Annotated in this window: 21 protein-coding genes; 19 read left to right on the top strand and 2 right to left on the bottom strand. The window is 61.2% G+C overall.

From position 1 onward, the window contains the following. The first annotated feature begins 44 nt into the window (after nt 1-44). The 7 genes from H8S45_RS06045 to rnc all read left to right on the top strand — a co-directional run bounded on the left by H8S45_RS06045 (nt 45) and on the right by rnc (nt 8336). Complete coding sequence (locus H8S45_RS06045; protein WP_054326110.1) at nt 45-701, top strand: potassium channel family protein; 657 nt, start codon at nt 45-47, stop codon at nt 699-701. Between the two features lie 2 nt (nt 702-703). Continuing rightward, nucleotides 704-1465 carry a TrmH family RNA methyltransferase gene (locus H8S45_RS06040; RefSeq protein WP_054326111.1) on the top strand — a complete coding sequence of 254 codons (762 nt, stop codon included), beginning with the start codon at nt 704-706 and terminating at the stop codon, nt 1463-1465. Between the two features lie 13 nt (nt 1466-1478). After that, complete coding sequence (gene dprA / locus H8S45_RS06035; protein WP_107630716.1) at nt 1479-2696, top strand: DNA-processing protein DprA; 1218 nt, start codon at nt 1479-1481, stop codon at nt 2694-2696. Nucleotides 2697-2822: 126 nt separating this feature from the next. Beyond that, nucleotides 2823-5288, top strand: a complete 2466-nt coding sequence (topA, locus tag H8S45_RS06030) for a type I DNA topoisomerase (protein WP_186949816.1) — start codon at nt 2823-2825, stop codon at nt 5286-5288. Then, nucleotides 5281-6585, top strand: a complete 1305-nt coding sequence (gene trmFO, locus H8S45_RS06025; RefSeq protein ID WP_186949814.1) for a methylenetetrahydrofolate--tRNA-(uracil(54)-C(5))-methyltransferase (FADH(2)-oxidizing) TrmFO — start codon at nt 5281-5283, stop codon at nt 6583-6585. Before topA ends, trmFO begins: the two co-directional genes overlap by 8 nt. A gap of 1 nt (nt 6586) precedes the next feature. Continuing rightward, nucleotides 6587-7600: a phosphate acyltransferase PlsX gene (plsX, locus tag H8S45_RS06020; protein WP_186949812.1), complete on the top strand. Its 1014-nt coding sequence runs from the start codon at nt 6587-6589 to the stop codon at nt 7598-7600. A 67-nt stretch (nt 7601-7667) separates the two neighbouring features. Beyond that, nucleotides 7668-8336 carry a ribonuclease III gene (rnc, locus tag H8S45_RS06015; protein ID WP_054326115.1) on the top strand — a complete coding sequence of 223 codons (669 nt, stop codon included), beginning with the start codon at nt 7668-7670 and terminating at the stop codon, nt 8334-8336. A gap of 64 nt (nt 8337-8400) precedes the next feature. On the opposite strand, the gene H8S45_RS16565 is transcribed toward rnc, so the two are convergent. Then, nucleotides 8401-8523, bottom strand: a complete 123-nt coding sequence (locus H8S45_RS16565) for a hypothetical protein (protein WP_256435185.1) — start codon at nt 8521-8523, stop codon at nt 8401-8403. 123 nt (nt 8524-8646) lie between these two features. Between H8S45_RS16565 and H8S45_RS06010 the strand changes: the two genes are divergently transcribed. Continuing rightward, the gene (locus H8S45_RS06010) at nt 8647-8973 is read left to right on the top strand and encodes a helix-turn-helix domain-containing protein (protein ID WP_186949810.1); all 327 of its coding nucleotides are present in this window, start codon (nt 8647-8649) and stop codon (nt 8971-8973) included. 57 nt (nt 8974-9030) lie between these two features. Here H8S45_RS06010 and H8S45_RS06005 read toward each other — a convergent pair whose 3' ends face one another. Beyond that, nucleotides 9031-9450, bottom strand: a complete 420-nt coding sequence (locus H8S45_RS06005) for a nuclear transport factor 2 family protein (RefSeq protein WP_186949808.1) — start codon at nt 9448-9450, stop codon at nt 9031-9033. Between the two features lie 151 nt (nt 9451-9601). Here H8S45_RS06005 and smc point away from each other — a divergent pair, with 151 nt between their 5' ends. The 11 genes from smc (at nt 9602) to leuS (ending at nt 21734) form a co-directional block, all read left to right on the top strand. Next, nucleotides 9602-13177: a chromosome segregation protein SMC gene (smc, locus tag H8S45_RS06000; protein ID WP_147573852.1), complete on the top strand. Its 3576-nt coding sequence runs from the start codon at nt 9602-9604 to the stop codon at nt 13175-13177. Between the two features lie 78 nt (nt 13178-13255). Next, complete coding sequence (locus H8S45_RS05995) at nt 13256-13432, top strand: hypothetical protein (protein WP_153802369.1); 177 nt, start codon at nt 13256-13258, stop codon at nt 13430-13432. Nucleotides 13433-13443: 11 nt separating this feature from the next. Then, nucleotides 13444-14370 (top strand): signal recognition particle-docking protein FtsY, encoded by a 927-nt coding sequence (gene ftsY, locus H8S45_RS05990; RefSeq protein ID WP_054326121.1) that lies wholly within the window; start codon nt 13444-13446, stop codon nt 14368-14370. Then, on the top strand, nt 14370-15095 hold the full coding sequence (gene rph, locus H8S45_RS05985; RefSeq protein WP_054326122.1) for a ribonuclease PH: 726 nt from the start codon (nt 14370-14372) through the stop codon (nt 15093-15095). Before ftsY ends, rph begins: the two co-directional genes overlap by 1 nt. After that, on the top strand, nt 15095-15667 hold the full coding sequence (rdgB, locus tag H8S45_RS05980) for an RdgB/HAM1 family non-canonical purine NTP pyrophosphatase (RefSeq protein WP_186949806.1): 573 nt from the start codon (nt 15095-15097) through the stop codon (nt 15665-15667). The genes rph and rdgB overlap by 1 nt, the downstream gene beginning before the upstream one ends. Before the next feature lie 24 nt (nt 15668-15691). Continuing rightward, nucleotides 15692-15991, top strand: coding sequence for a YhbY family RNA-binding protein (locus tag H8S45_RS05975; RefSeq protein WP_054326123.1), 300 nt, complete (start codon nt 15692-15694; stop codon nt 15989-15991). Continuing rightward, on the top strand, nt 15988-16581 hold the full coding sequence (gene nadD, locus H8S45_RS05970) for a nicotinate (nicotinamide) nucleotide adenylyltransferase (protein ID WP_107630712.1): 594 nt from the start codon (nt 15988-15990) through the stop codon (nt 16579-16581). The genes H8S45_RS05975 and nadD overlap by 4 nt, the downstream gene beginning before the upstream one ends. 44 nt (nt 16582-16625) lie before the next feature. Beyond that, complete coding sequence (gene yqeK, locus H8S45_RS05965; protein ID WP_054326125.1) at nt 16626-17204, top strand: bis(5'-nucleosyl)-tetraphosphatase (symmetrical) YqeK; 579 nt, start codon at nt 16626-16628, stop codon at nt 17202-17204. A gap of 27 nt (nt 17205-17231) precedes the next feature. Next, entirely contained in the window at nt 17232-18851 is a 1620-nt protein-coding gene (locus H8S45_RS05960; RefSeq protein ID WP_054326126.1) for an LCP family protein, read from the top strand. A gap of 26 nt (nt 18852-18877) precedes the next feature. Continuing rightward, nucleotides 18878-19243: a ribosome silencing factor gene (gene rsfS, locus H8S45_RS05955; protein ID WP_054326127.1), complete on the top strand. Its 366-nt coding sequence runs from the start codon at nt 18878-18880 to the stop codon at nt 19241-19243. A gap of 82 nt (nt 19244-19325) precedes the next feature. Continuing rightward, complete coding sequence (gene leuS / locus H8S45_RS05950) at nt 19326-21734, top strand: leucine--tRNA ligase (protein ID WP_054326128.1); 2409 nt, start codon at nt 19326-19328, stop codon at nt 21732-21734. The last annotated feature ends 36 nt before the right edge of the window (nt 21735-21770 follow it).

Here is a 21770-nt window from a genome sequence, read left to right as displayed (position 1 = left end):
CGCAGTGCGCGGTGGGAAGATAACGATGGATAAGGGGCTTTGTGATGAAATCTTTTTTGGTAATTGGGCTTGGCCGCTTTGGCGCGTCGGTCGCGCAGGAATTGTCAGCACTCGGGCAGGAGGTGCTTGCACTTGATATTGACGCGGAAAACGTCCAGTATATTTCGGATCAGGTCACGCAGGCCATACAGGGTGATGCACAGGACGAAGCGGTGTTGCGCTCGGTGGGAGCGCGCAATTTTGACTGCTGCGTGGTCGCCGTGGGCGCGGATATGGAAGCCAGCATTCTGATCACGGTGATGCTCAAGGAACTGGGTGCGCAGTATATCGTCGCCAAGGCGATAGCGCCTATCCATGCGCGCGTACTTGAGCGCGTCGGCGCGGACCGCGTGGTGCTGCCCGAGATCGAAATGGGGCAGAGGCTGGCGCAGCGCCTCGCGCGCACCAATGTTGTGGACTATATCGGCGTCTCGGATGATTTCTCCATTTTGGAGATACACACCCCCAAAAGCTGGATCGGGCATTCGCTCGGCGAGTTGAATGTGCGGGCGCGGTATCTGATTAACGTGCTGGCGATCCGGCACGGCGAGGGTGGCAGTGTGAACGTATCGCCTGCGGCCGGTCAGATCATAGGGCCGGACGATGTCCTGATCGTGATTGGAACGAATGACAATGTCAACAAGGTGGTGGAAATGAATTGACCGTGATTCAGAGCCGCCAGAACGCCGCGCTCCGCCATCTGGCGCGGCTGGGACGGGAAAAGAAGTACCGCAGGAGCACGGGGGAAATGCTGTGCGAAGGAGAGAAAATGCTTCGGGAAGCACTGGCCTCCGGCACGCGGGTGAAAACCCTTCTGGCGCGGGAGGGCTGGCAGGACGCCCTGCTTGACCATGCGGCGGAACAGGGGGCCGTGCTGTACTGCGCGGCGGACGCCCTGTTCGGGCTGGCAAGCGATGTGGAAACGCCGCAGAACGTGGTGTTTTCATGCCGCCAACCGCAGTGGGAGGCGCGCGACCTACAGGGGAAGCGGCAGGTGCTGCTGCTGGACGGGCTGCAGGACCCGGGCAACCTTGGCACGATCTTACGAACCGCCGAAGCGTTCGCGCTCGGCGCCGTCGTGTTGTGCGAGGGCTGTGCCGATCCCTTTTCCCCCAAGGTCGTGCGCTCGACGATGGGCGCGGTGTTCCGCCTGCCGTGCGTGCAGCTGCCGCTCGCGGATGCGGTGGAGCAGCTGAGGGAAGCGGGGCTTGCAGTCTATGCGACTGCGCTGCATGCGGACAGCATGCCGCTGGACACCGTGCCGCTGGAACGGGCGGCGGTCATCATCGGCAGCGAGGGCAGGGGCGTTTCGCAGAGCGCGCTTAACCTGTCCGACAAACGGGTGATTATTCCGATGGCGGGCCGCGCCGAGTCGCTCAATGCGGGCGTGGCGGCGGCTATCGTGATTTATGAAATGACAAAATGAGGAGGCGTGCAGTATGCCGTCACGTCTGAGTTATGTATGGCTTTCCTTGCGGCGAGGACTGGGTTCGCGCGCAGCTGCGGAAGCCCTGCGTGCGTTCGGGTCGCCGGACGCGCTGTATGCCGCGGATCGGAAAATGCTGGCAACCGCGCCCTGCGGGCTGTGCAAGGCGCAGGTCGACGCATTATGCGATAAGGACACCGCGGAAGCGGAACGGATCATCGGGGAATGCGCGGAACGGGGGATCCAGATTATCACGGCCGGCGACAGCGCCTATCCTGACCGGCTGCGCGCGATCGCGGACCCGCCCATGGTGCTGTATGTGCGTGGCAGATGGCCGGATTTTGACGTTACGCCCGGCATCGCCGTGGTCGGCACGCGGGAAGCGACCGCGTATGGCTTGCAGACTGCGGAAAGCATCGGCACGGCGCTGGCGCGCGCAGGATTTATCACGGTCAGTGGGATGGCGCTGGGAAACGATGGAGCGGCGCACCGCGGCGCGCTCCGCGCAGGCGGGCTGACGGTCGCTGTGTTGGCGGGCGGCGTGGATGTGTGTTACCCGCCCCGACACAGGGGGCTGATGGGGGATATCCTGTTGTCCGGCGCGGTCGTCAGCGAATATCCGCCCGGCACCGAGCCGAAAGGCGCGCATTACCATGACCGCAACCGCATCATCAGCGGCCTTTCGGTCGCGTCGGTGATCGTGGAGGCGGCGGATTACCGCTCGGGCGCACTGATTACGGCACGGCACGCGCTCGATCAGGGGCGCGACGTATACGCGGTACCCGGCGCTTTGGACGCGCCGCAGTCCAAGGCGTGTAATGAGCTGATCGAGAAAGGCGAAGCCGCATTGCTGCGCAGCCCGCAGGCGCTGGTCCGCGCCTATAACGGACTGCTGCGCGTACCTCCGGCGGCACGCCGTGCCGAGCAGACGCCCCGGCGGCAGGCCGACATGCGTCCAGCGGCGCCAGGGCGGGAGGCTGGATCGGGCGGCAATAAACAGGAGCCGCCGGCAAAGACCGGTCAGAAGCAGGCGCCGACAGCCCTGCCGGAAACGCTGCGCGGCGAAGAGCGCCGCATCGCGGAGCTGGTGCAGCAGGGTGTATCAACGCCGGAGGAGCTGATCGAACGCTGCGGCCTGCCTGCGCCGCGCGTGATGGCGCTGGTCACCATGCTGGAGGTGGACGGCGTTCTGCGCCGCGAAAAGGGCAGGCTGGTAATGGGCGGCAGGTGAAAGCCGCCGTATTGCCCAAGGATCGCATCAAACGCGCCGTCAGGCGCGCAGAAATAGCCGCCTTGCGAGCGGCCTTGGAAAACCGGATGCCGGCCGGCTTTCCAAAACCATGCTTTGGAGGTTTTTATGTCAAAATTAGTCATCGTGGAGTCCCCAGCCAAGGCCAAGACCATTGGCAAATACCTCGGTTCGGATTATGTGGTCAAGGCGTCGATGGGGCATCTGCGCGATTTGCCGAAAAAGAAAATGAGTGTCGATTTTGAGCACGATTTCAAGCCGGAATATGTGCCGATCGAGGGAAAGGATAAAATTATCAAGGAAATCCGCAGCGAGATCCGCAAAAGCGATTTCGTGTACCTTGCGACTGACCCGGACCGCGAGGGCGAGGCGATTTCCTGGCATATCAAGGAGCTGTTCAAGCTTAAGGAGAAGGATTCCAAGCGCGTGACCTTCAATGAGATCACCAAGCCTGCGGTCAAGTATGGGATCGAGCACCCGCGCGATATCGACATCGACCTGGTCAACGCCCAGCAGGCACGCCGCATCCTGGATCGCATCGTGGGCTACGAGCTGTCGCCCTTCCTGTGGCGCAAGGTCAAGCGCGGCCTGTCCGCAGGGCGCGTGCAGAGCGTGGCCACCCGTCTGGTGGTAGACCGCGAGAATGAGATCCGCGCGTTCGTACCCGAGGAATACTGGACTATCGAGGCGCTGCTGCAGACCGCGGACGGCGGCCGCTTCACCGCGCGTTACTACGGCGACCAGACCGGCAAGGCCGAGCTGAAAAACGAGTCCGAAGCGCAGGCGGTCGTGGACGCGGTATCCGGCAAGCCCTTTACTGTGAGCGAGATCAAGCGCGGCAAGAAAAAGCGTACGCCCGCGCCGCCGTTCATCACTTCCACCTTACAGCAGGAGGCCAGCCGCAAGCTCAACATGACCCCGCGCCGCACCATGAGCATCGCACAGGAACTGTACGAGGGTATCGAACTGGGCGAGTTCGGACTGACCGGTTTGATCACTTATATGCGTACTGACTCGCTGCGCTTAGCCGACGAGGCCACCGCTGCCGCCGCCGGCTTTATCCGCGGCCGCTATGGGGACGAGTACTACCCCGGCAAGCCGCGCGTGTTCAAGACCAAGGGGAACGCGCAGGATGCGCACGAAGCCATCCGCCCGTCCGACGTCAAGCTCCTGCCGGACGAGATTCGCCAGTACCTCTCGCCCGACCAGTATAAGCTGTACAAGCTCATCTGGTCGCGTTTTGTCGCTTGCCAGATGGCGGACGCGATTTTGGACACGGTTTCAGCGGATATTGTGTGCGAGGGTCAGGTGTTCCGCGCCTCCGGCCACACGGTAGCCTTCCCCGGCTTTACCGCGGTTTACGAAGAGGGCACGGACGACGAGAAGAAGGGCGAGGCGGGCAAGCCCCTGCCGCGCTTTGCGGAGGGCGATACCCTCTCGGTCGAAAAACTCGACCCGTCGCAGCACTTCACCCAGCCGCCCGCACGCTATACCGAGGCCTCGCTCATCCGTGCGATGGAGGAGCGAGGCATCGGCCGCCCGTCCACCTATGCGCCGACTATCTCCACCATCCTCGACCGCGACTATGTGACCAAGGAGAACAAGGCGCTGCGCCCTACGCCGCTCGGCGAGGGCGTAACCGGCCTGTTGGTGGACGAGTTCAAGTCGGTCGCGGATTATGAGTTTACCGCCAATATGGAGGAGCAGCTCGACGAAGTAGAGGCGGGAAAGCTCAACTATATCCAGCTCCTGCACAATTTCTATGACGACTTTGAAAAGGCGCTGGGGCAGGCCGAGATCGATCTGGAGGGCCAACGCATCAAGATCAAGGACGAGGTCACGGATGTGATCTGCGAAAAGTGCGGCCGCAATATGGTTATCAAGTCCGGCCGTTTCGGCAAGTTCCTGGCCTGCCCGGGCTTCCCAGAGTGTACCAATACCAAGCCCATCACCGAGGACACCGGCGCGGCCTGCCCGGTGTGCGGGGCCAAGGTGGTCAAAAAGAAATCCGCGCGCGGCTATGTGTATTACAGTTGCGAAAAATATCCGGAGTGCCAGTTCATGACCTGGGATAAGCCGCTGGGAAGCAAATGCCCGAACTGCGACTCCTCGCTGTTCCGCCACACCGACCGCGACTCCAAGGAGGTCACGGACGTGTGTCTGCGCGAGGGCTGCGGTTATACCGAGCTGGTTAAGGAGGGCCTGCCGCCCGAGGAGGCGGAAAAGAACCGCCAGCGCCGCGAAGCGCGCGCCGCGAAAGCAGCCGAACGCGCGGCGGCCAAGGCAGCGGCGGAAGCCGCGGGCGAGGGCGGAGAGACATCGAAAAAAGCCGCGCCAGCCCAAAAGCCCGCCGCGGCGAAAAAGCCTGCGGCAAAAAAGCAGGTGCCGTGGATGACCAAGACCACGAACCGCTTCAAAAAGCTGAAGGACGAGGATGTGCAGGCGCTGACCAAGGCCCAGCAGGCGCAGTACGCCAAGGCACTGGAGAAATACGAGGCAGAAAAAGCCGCAGAGAAAGCGGCAAAGGCAAAGGCCCGTAAGACGGCCAAGGCAAAGGAGGCCGCTGGTGAGTGAGTTTGTAACGGTGATCGGCGCGGGGCTGGCGGGCTGCGAAGCGGCCTGGCAGCTCGCGCAGCGCGGCGTTAATGTGCGCCTGCATGAGATGAAGCCCGAAAAACGCTCGGAGGCGCATCACGCGGACGATTTTGCCGAGCTGGTGTGCTCGAATTCGCTGCGGTCGGACGAGCTGACCAACGCCGCGGGCCTGCTCAAGGAGGAGCTGCGGCGGCTGGACAGCCTGATCCTCGCCTGCGCGGATGCGCACCGCGTGGAAGCGGGCGGCGCGCTCGCAGTTGACCGCGAGGCATTTGCGCGCGCGGTGACCGAGAAGATCAAGTCTCATCCGAACATTGCGGTTATATCCGGCGAAGTGACCGAGATACCGGAGGGCAGAGTGATCGTCGCCTCCGGCCCGCTGACCTCGGACGCGCTGTTCGAGGCCATCCACCGCAAGGTGGGCGGGGACTTCCTGCACTTTTTCGACGCGGCCGCGCCCATTGTGACCGCGGAGAGCATCGACATGGATTCCGCTTACGCGGCCTCGCGCTACGGCAAGGGTACGGCGGACTATATCAACTGCCCGCTGAGCCGCGAGGAGTACGACGCGTTCTGGAACGCGCTGACCACGGCCGAGGAAGCGCCGGTTCACGGGTTTGAGGACTCCAAGGTGTTCGAGGGCTGCATGCCCATCGAGGTCAACGCCCGCCGCGGGTATGATACGCTGCGCTTCGGTATCCTGAAGCCCATCGGCCTGCCCGACCCCAGGACGGGCAGGGATCCATATGCGGTGCTGCAGCTCCGGCGCGACAACGCGCAGGGTACGCTGTACAACCTGGTCGGCTGCCAGACCCACCTCAAATGGGGCGAGCAGAAGCGCGTGTTCTCTATGATCCCAGCGCTCCAAAACGCCGAATTCATGCGCTACGGCGTGATGCACCGCAACACGTTCCTGGATTCGCCGCGCCTGCTGGACGCGACCTATGCGCTGAGAGCCGATCCGCGCATCCGCTTTGCCGGACAGATGACCGGCGTGGAGGGCTATATCGAGTCCACCGCCTCGGGCTGGGCGGCGGGGGTGGCCGCCGCATGCGAAGCGCAGGGTAGGCCCATGCCTGCGCTGGACCGGCAGACTGCGGTCGGTGCGCTGGCGTGCTACATCTCGGATCACACGGTAACAAAATTCCAGCCCATGAACATCAATTTCGGCATCATTGACCCGTTGGGGTATAAAATCAAGGGCAAGCGGGAGAAAAACCTGAAGATTTCCGAGCGGGCGCTTGCAAAAATCGACAGTCTGAAAGGGGAGCTTTGACATGAAAATCATCGTGGACGCAATGGGCGGCGACAACGCGCCGGAGTCCGCCGTTTGGGGCGGCGCGCTGGCAGCGCGGGAATATGGCGAGGAAGTGCTGCTGGTCGGCCGTCCGGAAACGGTCGAGGCGGTCCTGAAGGAGAAAGGGCTGCAGGATACGCAGGGCGTGACCATCATGCCTGCCTCCGACCTGGTGGATATGCACGACGATCCGGCGACTGTGCTGCGCAAAAAGCCGGATTCCTCAATGGCGGTGGCGTTCAAGCTGCTCAAGGCGGGCGAGGGCGACGCGCTCGTTTCCGCGGGCAACACGGGCGCCCTGCTCACGGGCGCGACCCTGTTCGGCGGCCGGATCAAGGGTATCCGGCGCGGTGCGCTCGCGCCCGTCATGCCCTGTAAGGGCGGCCAGGTCATGCTGTGCGACGCGGGCGCGAACACTGAATGCACGGCCGAGATGCTGCTGCAGTTTGCGTTCCTCGGCTCGCTGTACGCGGAGAAGATAGGCGGGGTCAACCGTCCGCGCGTCGGTCTGGTGAACAATGGCACGGAGGACACCAAGGGCGATCCGCTGCGTAAGGAAGCGTACATCCTGCTCAAAAAGGCGGGCGACGAGGGGCGGCTCAACTTTGTCGGCAACGTGGAGGGCAGCATGGTGCCGCTCGGCGCGTGCGACGTGGCGGTGTGCGACGGGTATTCTGGCAACGTGATGCTCAAGACCATCGAGGGCGTGGCCAAGTTTATGGCGGGCGAGATCAAAACCGTGTTCATGCGCAATTTGGCGACCAAGCTGGGCTATCTAGCCTGCAAAAAGGGCATGGACGATTTCCGCGAGCTGTTCAATCAGGACAAGATCGGCGGCGCGCCGTTCCTGGGGATCGCCAAGCCGGTGATCAAGGCGCACGGCTCCTCCAATGAGATTGCGGTGATGAACGCCGTGCGGCAGGCGATCGCCTATACAAAATCGGGTATGATCGACGCGGTTTCGGAAAACATAGCATATATGACCGTCGAATGAGCGGCTGTGCGCTGCCCGCCGGCTTGCCGACCGGAGGGGCGCGGTTTGGAAAGCGAGGTGAAAGAAATTGGAACTGAATTATAAGTTTAAGGATGTAACGCTGTTCCAAACAGCGATGACACATACCTCCTATGCGAACGAGCATAGGGGCAGTCATCTCCACCATAACGAGCGGCTGGAGTTTCTTGGCGATTCCGTACTGGGCTTCGTTACAGCGGACTACCTGTTCACGCATTATCCGGATCTGCCGGAGGGGGAGCTGACCAAGCTGCGCGCGGCGGTCGTATGCGAGGGCGCCTTGTGCGAGATCGCGAGGGAACTCGGTATTCCGGAACAGATCCGGCTGGGCCATGGGGAAGAAACAGGCGGTGGCCGCGGGCGGCCGTCCATTCTGGCGGATGCAACCGAGGCACTGCTGGGCGCCATTTTCCTGGATGGCGGTATCGAGCCCGCGCGCGCGTTCGTGCTGCGCTTTATCCCGAAAAAGGTGGAGCTTGCACTGGCAGGCGGCGCGTTCAAGGATTATAAGACCATCCTGCAGGAGATCGTGCAGAAGAACAAGCAGGAAACGTTGGAATACCGCTTGGCCGGCCAGTCCGGACCGGATCACGATAAGCGCTTTACGATGGAGCTGCTGCTCAATTCCAATGTGTTCGCGTCCGGTACCGGACGGAGCAAAAAGGAGGCCGAGCAGATGGCGGCTAAAAAAGCCCTGGAAATGATGGGGGAAGCGTGACGGCCGCCAGTGTAAGGGAATAGAGTACAAAAGCGCCCCGATCGCTCGGGGCGCTTTTGCGGCTTTATTCCGGCTTTTTTCCCGCTCCGCCGATCAGACGGGTCACGGCCGCGATCACCGCCGCGAGCGCGCGGAGGTCCTGTTCGGCGGTTTCGGCCCTGGGTTTTTCTGCGCTGCTGTCTTTCATGGGGCATCTCCTTGCACAGAGGCAATCCAAAGAAACAATAGATAACATAAAAAGATATCTTATAACATATTCTAACATAAGGGCATCTGTTTTACAATAACAAAAAAGAGGTGCTGAAAAATAATGCAGAAACAGCAGTTGATCGATATGGGCCACCGCCTGCGCCAGCGCAGGACCGAGCTGGGGCTGACGAGGGAGAAAATGTCGGAGCTGGCGGATATCGGGATGGGCTATTACGGCCAGCTTGAGGTTGGCACGTCGCAAATGTCACTGGATACGCTGATCAAGCTGTCGCGCGCCATGCACCTGCCGATGGAGTACATCGTGCTGGGTGAGGGCGAGCCGCGCGGGGATGCGTCGGCGGTGCGGGATATGCTTGACCGCTGCTCCGCGCGCGAGCTTAAGCTGGCGGAAGAGGTGCTCAAGCTGTTTTTAATGAAACAAAACTGATCTCGGAAAGGGTGGACGCCTGGTTCCGAGATCAGTTTTTGTTTGGACAGAACGGGGTTAAAACCAGCGCGCGCCTTCCTGTCGGAAGCGAGGCACAGGGCCGTCTGCATATGGGTCATAAGTCTGAATATTGCAGCCAAACTCCTTGAGCGAAGCGATTTTGCCGTCTGCCGTCCAGCGGATGAGCGAAAAACCGTCGAATTCCTCCGCCCGTCCGTCCAGCATCTGGTTTTTGAAGCGCCATTCGACTGCGGTATGGCTTTCCGTATGGAAAAACCGGAGGATATCCCAGACCAGCACCCGACCCCGCGCGTTCCATTCCTCGAACCAGTGCTTGACCTGTGCCGCGCCGTGGTACTCCGGCCCCCAGCTTTCCGTGTATATGCAGTCCGGCGCAAAAATAGACATAATGCCGCGATCCTCTGCCTGCAGCCACATGTCAAACCACAGGCGGACCGTTTGCTCCCTTTCATTCATGTGCTTCGCCTCCTGCCTACCAGCATAGCATGGCGGAACGCGTCTGTCCAGTGCGGGCGATTTATGGCCAAGCTGTAAATTATCGCGCTGCGCATTGAAAAAAAAGCCGCGCGGTGGTAAAATAATACCATATATATCTTTGAGGTGCTACATGGTTCTGAAGAGCCTGGTTTTACAGGGCTTTAAGTCTTTTCCGGACAAAACCGAGATCAATTTTCTCGGCGGCGTAACGGCGATCGTCGGACCGAACGGTTCGGGGAAATCAAATATTTCGGATGCGATCCGCTGGGTGCTGGGCGAGCAGTCCTCACGTTCCCTGCGCGGCGCCAAGATGGAGGACGTTATTTTCGGCGGAACGGCTAGGCGCGGACCGGTCGGCTTTGCCGAGGTTTCGCTCATTCTGGATAATTCCGAGGGCGTGTTCCGGTCAGAATTCACCGAGATCATGGTCACCCGACGCTACTACCGTTCGGGGGAAAGCGAATATTTTCTGAACAAAAAGCACTGCCGCCTGCGCGATATCCATGAGTTGTTTATGGATACCGGACTGGGACGGGATGGTTATTCCATCATCGGGCAGGGCCGCATCGACGAGATCCTGTCGCTCAAGAGCGAGGATCGGCGCGAGATATTTGAGGAAGCTGCGGGCATCACCAAATTTCGCTACCGCAAGGAGGAGGCCGAGCGCAAGCTCTCCGCTACGGAGGATAACCTGACCCGTATCCGCGACCTGTACGACGAATTGGAGCGCCAGGTCGGACCGCTGGAAAAACAGGCGGAAAAGGCAAGGCAGTATTTACTGCTGCGTGACGAGCTGCGTGTGCTGGAGATTTCGCTCTGGCTGCTGTCGCTCGACCGCATCAAGGGGGATACCGCAAAGCTTGCGCAGGACGCAGAGGCTTGCGCTGCGCAGCTTGCGGAGGAAAAAAAAGAACAGGAAGCACTTTACACACGGTCAGAACGGCTTTCTGAGGAAATGCGCGGCATCGACCGCGCTTCCGACCGCCTGCGCCAGCAGCTCCGCGAGGCGGAGCAGCGCGCCGCCGAGCAGGCGAGCCGCGCGGCGGTGCTCAAAGCGAACATCCAGAACAATCGGGATAACATCGACCGCGCCGAGCGGGAGAGCGCCCAGCGTGCCGAGCAGGCCGCAGGGCTTGGCGCGCAGCTTGCCGAACGGCGCGCGCGTATCGAGCTGCTGGATGCCCAGCGGGAGGGTCTGGCCGCGCGTCTGGATGATTTGAAGCGGCAGGGAGACGAGCAGGCCGCCCAGCGGGAGCAGGCTGAACGCGCGCTGCACCGCGCGGAACAGGAGCGTGCGGCGCGGCAGGACGTGTTGCATGCGCTGGAGATCGACCGCACGGCGGCGGAAACTGGTCTAGCCGGCATGGACGGACGGCGCGGGACGATCGTGTCCGACATTGAAGCCGCGGGCAGGCGTCTGGAAGCGGAACAGGACGCGCATAACGAGCTGGAAGAGCGCATGCGTGGCTGCCTGGATACCCTTGCGGGGGCGAAAAATAAGGTGCAGGGCGTGGCGCTGAAAGCGGAAAGCCGCCGCAGAAAGGTGGAGGCCCTGAGGGAAACGCTGGAAAAGGCGGCGGCGGCGTTGACCGAGACGCAGGGCCGCGTGAAGATGCTGTCCGATATGCGGCGCGATTACGAAGGTTTTTCGCGCTCCGTCAAGGCGATCATGCAGCAGGTGGAGCGCGGCGCGATGCGCGGAGTGCATGGGCCGGTTTCCGCGCTGCTTTCGGCGGAGGAACAGTTCGTCACCGCGATCGATACGGCGCTTGGTTCGTCCGCGTCCTCCATTGTGGTGGATACGGCATCGGATGGCAAGCGGTGCATCGAATATCTGAAGCGAACGGACGGCGGGCGCGCAACCTTTCTGCCGCTTGACACGATCCGACCAAATTTGTTGCGGGAAAGCGGCTTGGAGGCGCAGAAAGGCTGCTTTGGAACCGCTGATCGTTTGGTTGTTTTTGATGAGTGCTATGCAGCCATTGCACAAAACCTGCTTGCGCGCACGGTGGTGTGCGAAAATATGGATACTGCTTTGGCGCTCGCCAGGACGTATGGCCACCGCTTCCGTATCGTGACACTGGACGGCCAGGTGATCCAGGCCGGCGGCGCGATGACGGGCGGCTCGGCCTCCCGCGGTACGGGCGCGCTTGCGCGCGCGAGCAGGCTGCGCGCCGCGCAGGAGCAGGCAAAGGCACTCGAAAAACAGAAGCAGGAGGCGGAACGCGCGTTCCATGCGGCAAAGGAAGAACTGGCGGCGCTGGATTACGACCTGAAGGCGATCGAGGCGGAGCGCGCCCGCGCCGCGCAGGAGGAAGCGGGGCTGCGCGCGTCGGTTTCCCAGCACGGGGCGTTGCTGGAAAGCCTGCAGACACAGTACGACGGGCTGGTGCTCGAACGGGATAACCTTGCCGCGGCAAGGCAGCGATATCAGGAAACGATTGCTCAATGTGGACAGAAGCAGGACGAGGCGCGGCAGGCGCTCGCGGACGCGGAGGAGGCGGTGGAGCAATGCCACGCCGCACAGGAAGCGCTGGACACGCAGGCGGCCAGCCATACGGCGCAGGCCGCGTCGGTGCAGACCGAGTTGGCGGAGAACCGCTCGGAGGCCGCAAGCGAAGCGCGCGCGCTGGCTGACTTGGAGCGGCTTAAGGCCGGGTTGGACGCAGGGGTTTCGGGCTCCGCGGAAACCATCGCCGGCTTTGAGGAGGAAATCGCCCGCCTGACCGAAGCGCTGTCCCGCGCGCAGGACGCGGAAGAGGAGAACCGTGCGGCGGCCACACAGCTGAACGGGCAGATCGCCGCGCAGATGCAGCAGCGCGAACGGGTCGAGGGCGAACGCGCGCAGGTCGACCGCGAGGCGCAGGGGAAAAATGAAGAAATACTGGGCCTTGAGCGGGAATCCGCGCGGTTGGAGAACCGTTCGGTGCAGCTGAAAAACGAGGAAGCGCAGATTTTGGATAAAATGTGGGAAAGCTATGAGCTGACGCCTACGCCCGCGCGGGAGGCTGCGCGCCCGCTGGAGGACGTACCCGCGGCGAAAGAGCAGGTGCAGTCCCTGCGGGGTAGGATGCGCGCGCTCGGCAATGTCAATCTGGACGCGGTGGAGGAATACCGGCAGGCGCTTGAGCGGTATACTTTTATGGGCGGGCAAAAGGACGACCTGGAAAAAGCGCAGAAAGAGCTTTACAAGGTCATTGAACAACTAACCGTCAATATGAAAGAAATTTTCGCTTCGGAATTCGCCAAGCTCAACGCTTATTTCGGGCAGACGTTCCGCGAGATATTCGGCGGCGGCCATGCGGAACTGCAGCTTGCGGATACCTCGGATATCCTGAACTGCGGGATCGATATCCGGGTTTCCCCGCCGGGCAAGGCGGTCAAGACGCTGACGCTGCTTTCGGGCGGCGAAAAAGCGTTCGTTGCGATCGCGCTGTATTTCGCGATCCTCAAGCTGCGCCCCACTCCGTTCTGCGTGCTGGACGAGATCGAGGCCGCTCTGGACGATGTGAACGTCGCGCGGTTCGCGCAGTATATCCGTCGACTGGCCGGCGCGACGCAGTTCATCGTGATTACGCACCGCCGAGGCACCATGGAAGAGGCTGATATGCTGTACGGCGTCACCATGCAGGAGCAGGGGGTTTCCAAGATGCTGATGCTCAACCTGGCGGAGGCGGAAAAGCATTTGGGCAAGACGCTGCAATGAGAGGGGATGGAGAACGTGCTGTATGATCTTTTGTGTGATCTTTATTCAATTTTTCGTGAAATAGGGGCATTTCTATGGTTGGTGTGGCCGTTTATGTTCGTGTTCGGGCTGGGCAGCATCGTCTGGTACGCGCATCCTCAGCCGGAGGAAAGCGAGGCGGACAGCGAACGGCGGCGCAGCCGCTTTATTGCGGCAGAGATCGCGGCGGGCTTTGCGCTGCTGATGATGTTCTGTGTAGTGGAAAGTAACATTTAGGAGCTGAAGCAATGGGATTATTCGATAAAATCAAAAAAGGGCTGCAGAAGACGAGCGATGCGGTCAGCCGCTCGCTCGACGCGGTGTTCGCGGGGTTTGTTACGATAGATGACGACCTGCTGGAAGAACTGGAGGAAGCGCTCATCCTGTCCGACGTAGGCGCGGCAAACGCCGCCAAAATCGTGATGGAGGTAGAAAGGCGTGCGCAGAGGCAGAACGTCACCTCCGCGCTTGAACTGCGCTATGTCCTCAAGGACACGCTGCTCGATATGATGCTGGATAATCAGCCGCTGGACGTTTCAGGCAAGCCTGCGGTTGTGCTGGTGATCGGCGTCAACGGCGTGGGCAAGACCACGTCGATCGGCAAGCTGGCCGCCCGCTATGTGGGCGAGGGCAAAAAGGTCATGCTGGCCGCCGCGGATACGTTCCGCGCTGCCGCCGCCGACCAGCTTGAGATTTGGGCGAAGCGCGCGGGCGCGGACATCGTGCGCCACGGCGAGGGCGCGGATCCGGCCGCGGTCGTATTCGATTCGATCTCTGCGGCCAAGGCGCGCGGCAGCGATGTAATCATCATCGACACTGCGGGACGCCTGCACAACAAGGCTAACCTGATGAATGAGCTGGCCAAGATCGACCGTGTGATTGCGCGCGAGCTGCCGGACGCTTCGCGCGAAACACTGCTCGTGCTGGACGCGACTACCGGACAGAACGCCGTACATCAGGCGGAGGAATTCAATAAGGTTGCAGCGCTTACCGGCATTGTACTGACCAAGCTGGACGGGACGGCGAAGGGTGGCATCGTTATCGCGATCTCGGCCGGACTCGGCGTGCCGGTCAAGCTGGTCGGCGTGGGCGAAGGCTTGGACGATCTGGTCGATTTCGACCGTTCCGCATTTTTGGAGGCGGTCCTGCCGCCGCTTGAAGGAGGGATTTCCTGATGCAGAGACCGGACGGAAGAACAGCCGGCGCGTTGCGGCCGGTAAAGCTCATCACGGATTTCACCATGTACGCCGAAGGCTCGGTGCTGGTCGAGATGGGCAACACCCGCGTGATCTGCACCGCCTCGGTGGAGGATAAGGTGCCGCCGTTTCTGGAGGGCAAGGGCCTCGGCTGGGTAACGGCCGAATACGCCATGCTGCCGCGCGCAACCAACACGCGCAAGAAGCGCGATATCAAAAGCCTGAAGCTGGACGGGCGCTCAAGCGAGATCCAGCGGCTGATCGGCCGCTCGCTGCGCGCGGTGGTCGACCGCGAAGCGCTGGGCGAGCGCCAGATCACGATCGACTGCGACGTGATCCAGGCGGACGGCGGCACGCGCTGCGCGTCCATCACGGGCGGCTTTGTGGCGCTGTGGCTGGCCTGTAAGCGCCTGCTGGACGAGGGCGTGATCGATAAGATGCCGCTTACCGCGCAGGTCGCGGCGGTTTCGGTCGGCATTTTTGAGGATGAGGCCGTGCTGGACCTGAATTACGCGGAGGACAGCCACGCAATCGTGGACTGCAACGTCGTGATGACCTCGAAAGGCGAGTTTATCGAGGTGCAGGGTACGGGCGAGGGGCGCCCGTTCACGGACAGGGAGCTGAAAAAGCTGCTCGGTCTTGGAAAACGCGGCTGCGCGCGCCTGTGCCGGACGCAGAGCAAGGTCATGGGGGAGAGCCTGTGATGAAATTCGTGCTTGCATCCCACAACAAAAAGAAAATAGCGGAAATGGCGGCGATTCTGGGGGCGCTGGGCGTCGAGGTCGTCCCGCTGCCCGAGGATGCGCCCGAGCCGGCGGAGGATGGCGCCACGTTTGAGGAAAACGCGCGCATCAAGGCGGTGAGCGCGGCGGGCTTCACTGGTCTGCCTGCCATCGCGGACGACTCCGGCCTTTGCGTGGACGCGCTGGGCGGCGCGCCGGGCATCTACTCCGCGCGCTACTGCGAGGGGGCCGATCGGGCGCGCAACGACCTGCTGCTGCGCAATATGGAGGATCAGGATGACCGCTCCTGCCGTTTCGTGTGCGCGATCGCGTGCATCCTGCCGGATGGGGAAACGCTGACCGTGCGCGGCGAGTGCGAGGGGGAGCTGCTCCGTGAAAGCCATGGCGCGGGCGGATTTGGATATGACCCGCTGTTCTATGTGCCGGCCTGCGGCTGCACGTTCGGCGAACTGCCGCCGGAAACCAAAAATGAGATATCCCACCGCGGCCGCGCTCTGAGAAAGTTGAAAGAGGCGCTGCAAGGCCGCCTTTAACCGATCAAGACAGGAGAATCATCTATGCTGACTACCAAACAGCGCGCACAGCTGCGCGCGCTTGCCAATCCGCTTGCCGATACGTTAATCATCGGTAAGGAGGGTGTGACCGATGCGGTCGAGCGCCAGCTCGACCAACTGCTCGAAGCGCACGAGCTGGTCAAGGGTAAGGTGCTGGAAAGCGCCATGCTCACCCCGCGCACGGTGTCCGAAGCGCTGTGCGAGGCGGCCGGCGCCGAACCGGTGCAGTGCATCGGCTCGAAATTTATCCTCTACCGCCAGGCGCGGGACAAGGATAAGCGGAAGATCGTGTTGGTCAAATGAGAACGGGCATACTCGGCGGGACGTTCAACCCGCCGCACCTGGGGCATCTGCACGCCGCGCGCCTTGCCAGGGAAGCGCTGGGGCTGGATAAGGTGTTGTTCATCCCGACCAATATCCCGCCGCACAAAGCGCTGCCGGAGGACACCGCGACCGTGGCCGACCGCTGTGAAATGGTGCGCCTGCTGCTGGCGGATACCCCTTGGGCACGGTTGGACACGCTGGAGGTGGCGCGCGGCGGCGCGAGCTATACGGTCGATACGCTGCGCGCGCTGCATGCGCGGGGCGAGCGTGCGCTTTACTTGATTGTCGGCACGGATATGCTGCTGTCGTTCGACCGGATCTGGCGCGCGCCGGAGGAGATCGTACGCCTGTCCACGCTTGCCGTGTGCGCGCGGGACGGGGACGACTGGGACGCGCTGGCCGACAAGGCGGCGCGCCTGCGCCAAACCATGAACGCCAAAATCGAGATGGTCCGAGGGGAAAGCCTGACCATCTCTTCGACCGAACTGCGGCAGGGCGGCGCGCTGCGCCGCTATACCCCGCCCGCAGTCGCGGATTATATCGAGCGAAATCACCTGTATGGGTATTGACAAGATAGAAAAATCGATATAAAAAAGAAAGGCGGGTAAAAGTTATGTTGTGTAACGACGAAATGCGGAAGGGGATCCTGTCGAGGCTGCACGGATACCGGTATGAGCATACGCTCGGCTGCGAGCGGGCGGCCAGGCTGCTGGCGGAGCGCTTCGGCGGGGACGTGGAAAAAGCGGGTTTCGCAGCCATACTGCATGACATAACAAAACATCTTTCTCCGCAAGAACAGTTGAATTTATGTGCGAAATACGGTATAATACCCTGTAACGTCGAAAAAAGCGAGCCGAAAATGCTGCACGGGAAAACCGCTGCGGCGATCGCGCGCGTGGAATACGGCGCGCCGGAGGATGTGTGCGAGGCCATCGCCTGCCACACCACCGGAAAACACGGCATGACGCTGCTGGATAAAATCCTTTATCTGGCGGATTACATTGAGGAAACCCGCGATTTTCCCGGGGTCGAAAAAGCAAGGGAGCTTGCCAGGCTCAGCCTGGACCGCGCGCTGCTTTACTGCTACGACCAAACGCTGACCGAGCTGATCGCGCGGGGCAAGCTGATCCACAGCGATACCATCGGCGCCTACAACGATATGATCTACCATGGTATCCGCTGGCGGGAGTGACAGGAGTAAACTGGAGGCAGGAATCGTTTGAAACTTTTTGGAGGAAGCGGCGGCCACAGCGGTAAACCTAGCCGCGCGAAAAAGAAAAAGACGGCGCAGTATGCGGCGCCTATCGCGGACGAAAAGCCGCAGGCCGCCAAAACCGCGCCCAAACCGACGGGCAAAAAAGGCGGCAGGACAAAAAAGCCGCTCACCAAAGGGCAGAAGCGGAAGCGGGTCATCGTCACGGTGGCGGTGGTGCTTGCGCTGCTGGCCAGCGTGGCCGCGGCCGCAGCGATCCTTGTCCGTCCGCCGAAGGGCAATGACCCTACGATCAAGGACAAGGAGAACGGCGATAAGATCGACGTCAACAGCCTGCTCAATTCGGGCACGCGCATTGACGATGTGGTCACTTTTGTGGTCGGCGCGGTGGACGAGGACGAAACACGGACCGACGCGCTCATGGTCGTCACCATGGATACCAATAAAAAGACAATTAACGTCATGAATATCCCGCGCGACACCATGTGCAACAACAGTGCCACAGGCGCGAGCCGCAAGATCAACGCGGCCTATGCCATCGGCGGCATCGAGCAGACCAAGAAAGAGATCGAACGGCTGCTGGGCTTCCGGCCGGACTATTATGTGATTGTCAACTTTGACGGCATCGCGGCTATTGTGGACGCGATCGGCGGCGTTGAGTATGAGGTGCCGTTCCGCATGGAGTACGACGACCCCTCGCAAGACCTCCACATTGACCTGTATGCGGGCAACCAGACGCTGAACGGTGATCAGGTCGTGCAGTTCCTGCGCTGGCGCCATAATAACGACTACTCCGTACAATACCCCAACGGCGACGAGGGCCGTGTGGAAAACCAGCAGAAATTCCTCAAGGAGCTGGCCAACCAGGTCTTCCAGCTGAAAAATATCACCAAGATTCCGAGTATCGCGGATGCGGTGTTCCAGAACGTCAAAACTGACCTGACCGCGGGCAACCTGCTCTGGATGGGCATGCAGGCGCTCAAGATCAAAAACGACAGCATCCAGTTCTTCACCCTGCCCGGCTATGGGCAGATGAGTACGGCGGGAAGCTCGACCGCGTATTCGTTCTTTTTCCCGTATTATCAGGAGACGCTCGATCTGGTCAACCAGTATTTCAACCCATATGAAGAGGATATCACGGCGCTCGACATGGTAAGCGGTCCGGAAAGCTATTCGGGCGGCGGCTATGACGATACGGATCCGTATGAAAATTACGTCTGGGGCGACACCGCCTCCAGCGATGAGCCAAGCGACGATGCCTCCGGCGGCGATGTGTCGGCCGATCCTGAGGTCGGCGGCACGGAGGGAGACAACAGCGACGCCGGCGGCGGCACGACCACGGGACCGGATACCGGCGGCACAACGACTGACCCGAACGCTGGCGGTACCGGCGGCAGCACGACCGATCCGAACGGCGGCACGACGACCGACCCGAACACTGGCGGCTCCGGTGGCGGAAGCGGCGGCACAACCACTGATCCGAACGGCGGTACCGGCGACGGTACGACGACTAGCCCGAGCGGCGGTGCAAGCGGCGGCGGTACGACCGACCCGGGCGGCTCCTCCGGCGGGGGAGAATCCTCGGGCGGCGAAACGACGCCTCTGCCAGGCGATCCTGAGGCATAATTTATTGAGTAAAAGGAGTTTGCAAATTGACTGCACAACAGACGGTAAAGGCGATCTGCGAAGCCCTGATCGAGAAAAAAGGGCAGGATATCCAGGTGCTCCAGGTCGAGCGCCTGACCGAGCTGACCGAGTACTTTGTCATTTGCTCGGCAAGCTCTACCACACAGGTCAAGGCCTTGGCGGACAACGTGGAGTGGCACCTGAAATACGACCACGAGACCCTGGTCCACCATACGGAAGGCTATGAATCCGCGCAGTGGATGCTGCTGGATTACGGCTGCGTGGTCCTGCATGTGTTCATGCCGGAGGCGCGCAAGTTCTATAATCTGGAGAACCTGTGGAAGGACGGAACGCCGGTGCCGCTGGGCGACCTTGGCGTGGAAGAAAAGTAAAAACGGGATGCGGCGGGTGAAGAACGGTGTCCGCCGCGTTGCCGCGTCTAAAATAAACCATTCACTTTAGGGGGAGAATCCGTTGAAGTACGATCATAAACAAGTCGAAAAAAAGTGGCAGGACATCTGGGACGAGGCGCACTGCTTCGAGGCTGAGAACGGCAGCGACAAGGAGAAGTTTTACGCGCTCGTCGAGTTTCCGTACCCGTCGGGACAGGGGCTGCATGTAGGCCATCCGCGTTCCTATACCGCGCTGGATATCGTCGCGCGCAAAAAGCGCATGCAGGGATACAACGTCCTTTACCCGATGGGATGGGATGCGTTCGGCCTGCCGACCGAGAATTACGCGATCAAAAACCACGTTCATCCGGCTGAGGTGACCAAAAACAACATCGCCCGCTTTAAGGGACAGCTCAGGGCGCTCGGCTTGTCGTTCGACTGGTCGCGCGAGATTAATACCACCGACCCGAATTACTACAAGTGGACCCAGTGGATCTTTCTGCAGCTTTTCAAGAAGGGCCTAGCGTACAAGAAGGAAATGAGCGTCAACTGGTGTACCTCCTGCAAGTGCGTGCTGGCAAACGAGGAGGTCGTCAACGGCGTGTGCGAGCGCTGCGGCAGCGAGGTCGTCCACAAGACCAAGAGCCAGTGGATGCTTGCCATCACCAAGTATGCGCAGCGCCTGATCGACGATTTGGACGACGTGGACTTCATCGATCGCGTCAAGGTGCAGCAGAAAAACTGGATCGGCCGTTCGACCGGCGCGGAGGTCGATTTCAAGACCACCGAGGGTGATACGCTGACCGTTTACACCACCCGTCCGGACACCCTGTTCGGAGCGACCTATATGGTTATCTCGCCCGAGCATCCGGCGGTCGAAAAGTGGGCGGGCAAGCTGGCCAATATCGACGAGATCCATGCCTACCGCGAGGAGGCTGCCCGCAAGTCGGACTTCGAGCGAACCGAGCTGAACAAGGACAAGACCGGCGTTAAGCTCGACGGCGTGGCGGCGGTCAATCCGGTGAATGGCCGCGAGATCCCGATCTTCGTGTCGGATTACGTTCTGATGGGCTACGGCACGGGCGCGATCATGGCTGTGCCGGCGCATGACGACCGCGACTGGGAATTTGCCAAAAAGTTCGGCTGTGAGATCATCGAGGTGGTTTCCGGCGGCGAGAATGTGCAGAAGGCTGCTTTTACCGCCAAGGACGAAACCGGTATCCTGGTCAATTCGGAGTTCCTCAACGGAAAGACGGTCAAGGACGCCATTCCGGCGATGATCGCTTGGCTGGAGGAAAAGGGTATCGGCCGCGCCAAGGTGCAGTATAAGCTGCGCGACTGGGTGTTCTCCCGCCAGCGCTACTGGGGCGAGCCTATCCCGCTGGTACACTGTGACAAGTGCGGATGGGTGGCGATCCCGGAGGAGCAGCTGCCGCTTGAGCTGCCCAACGTACACACCTACGAGCCGACCGACAACGGCGAGTCCCCGCTCGCGCACATGACCGACTGGGTCAACACCACCTGCCCGTGCTGCGGCGGCCCCGCTAAGCGCGAGACCGACACCATGCCCCAGTGGGCGGGTTCGTCCTGGTACTTCCTGCGCTATATGGACCCGCACAACGACAAGGCGCTCGCGTCTAAGGAAGCGCTCGAATACTGGTCCCCAGTGGACTGGTACAACGGCGGCATGGAGCACACCACGCTCCACCTGTTGTACAGCCGCTTCTGGCACAAGTTCCTCTATGACATCGGTGTGGTGCCAACCAAGGAGCCATATGCCAAGCGTACCAGCCATGGCATGATCCTGGGCGAAAACGGCGAGAAGATGTCCAAGAGCCGCGGCAACGTCGTTAATCCGGACGAAATTGTAGAGACCTACGGCGCGGACACCATGCGCCTGTACGAAATGTTTATCGGCGACTTTGAGAAGGCCGCGCCGTGGAGCCCTAAGTCGATCAAGGGCTGCCGCCGTTTCCTCGAGCGCGTATGGGCGCTGGTGGAAAAGGTGCAGGAGGGCGATGCCTACTCCAAGCAGCACGAGGTACTCATGCACCGCACGATCAACAAGGTCGGTGACGACGCGGACAACCTCAAGGCCAATACCGCGATCGCGGCGCTGATGACCATGCTCAACGAATTCTACGACAAAGGCGTCAATAAGGCGGAGTATATGACGTTCCTGACCCTGCTCAACCCCTTTGCGCCGCATATCACCGAGGAATTGTGGCAGCAGATGGGCGGAAAGGGCCTGCTCTCCATTGCGCCGTGGCCGCAGTACGACGAGGCCAAGACGGTCGAGGACACGGTCGAGATGGCGGTGCAGGTCAACGGCAAGCTCAAGTGTACCATCAAACTGCCGGTCGACTGCGACAAGCAGGCGGCGATCGACGCCGCGCTGGCCGAGGAAAAGGTGCAGCACGCGGTCGAGGGTAAGCAGATGGTCAAGCAGATCGTCGTGCCGGGTAAAATCGTCAATCTGGTTGTCCGCTGAACTTTGCTGTTGACACGGACGGTAAAAACAGATATA

The sequence above is a fragment of the Agathobaculum faecis genome, assembly GCF_014287995.1.
In the GTDB taxonomy this organism is placed as follows: Bacteria; Bacillota; Clostridia; order Oscillospirales; family Butyricicoccaceae; genus Agathobaculum; species Agathobaculum ammoniilyticum.
This window is presented reverse-complemented; position numbering and strand designations above follow the sequence as displayed.

Excerpts from the sequence above, each read along its gene's own strand:
- rph (WP_054326122.1), top strand. The coding sequence starts at position 14,370 with ATGCAGAGACCGGACGGAAGAACAGCCGGCGCGTTGCGGCCGGTAAAG.
- topA (WP_186949816.1), top strand. The coding sequence starts at position 2,823 with ATGTCAAAATTAGTCATCGTGGAGTCCCCAGCCAAGGCCAAGACCATT.
- nadD (WP_107630712.1), top strand. The coding sequence starts at position 15,988 with ATGAGAACGGGCATACTCGGCGGGACGTTCAACCCGCCGCACCTGGGG.
- rdgB (WP_186949806.1), top strand. The coding sequence starts at position 15,095 with ATGAAATTCGTGCTTGCATCCCACAACAAAAAGAAAATAGCGGAAATG.
- H8S45_RS05975 (WP_054326123.1), top strand. The coding sequence starts at position 15,692 with ATGCTGACTACCAAACAGCGCGCACAGCTGCGCGCGCTTGCCAATCCG.
- plsX (WP_186949812.1), top strand. The coding sequence starts at position 6,587 with ATGAAAATCATCGTGGACGCAATGGGCGGCGACAACGCGCCGGAGTCC.
- H8S45_RS06010 (WP_186949810.1), top strand. The coding sequence starts at position 8,647 with ATGCAGAAACAGCAGTTGATCGATATGGGCCACCGCCTGCGCCAGCGC.
- yqeK (WP_054326125.1), top strand. The coding sequence starts at position 16,626 with ATGTTGTGTAACGACGAAATGCGGAAGGGGATCCTGTCGAGGCTGCAC.
- dprA (WP_107630716.1), top strand. The coding sequence starts at position 1,479 with ATGCCGTCACGTCTGAGTTATGTATGGCTTTCCTTGCGGCGAGGACTG.
- smc (WP_147573852.1), top strand. The coding sequence starts at position 9,602 with ATGGTTCTGAAGAGCCTGGTTTTACAGGGCTTTAAGTCTTTTCCGGAC.
- H8S45_RS16565 (WP_256435185.1), bottom strand. The coding sequence starts at position 8,523 with ATGAAAGACAGCAGCGCAGAAAAACCCAGGGCCGAAACCGCCGAACAG.
- H8S45_RS06045 (WP_054326110.1), top strand. The coding sequence starts at position 45 with ATGAAATCTTTTTTGGTAATTGGGCTTGGCCGCTTTGGCGCGTCGGTC.
- H8S45_RS06005 (WP_186949808.1), bottom strand. The coding sequence starts at position 9,450 with ATGAATGAAAGGGAGCAAACGGTCCGCCTGTGGTTTGACATGTGGCTG.
- ftsY (WP_054326121.1), top strand. The coding sequence starts at position 13,444 with ATGGGATTATTCGATAAAATCAAAAAAGGGCTGCAGAAGACGAGCGAT.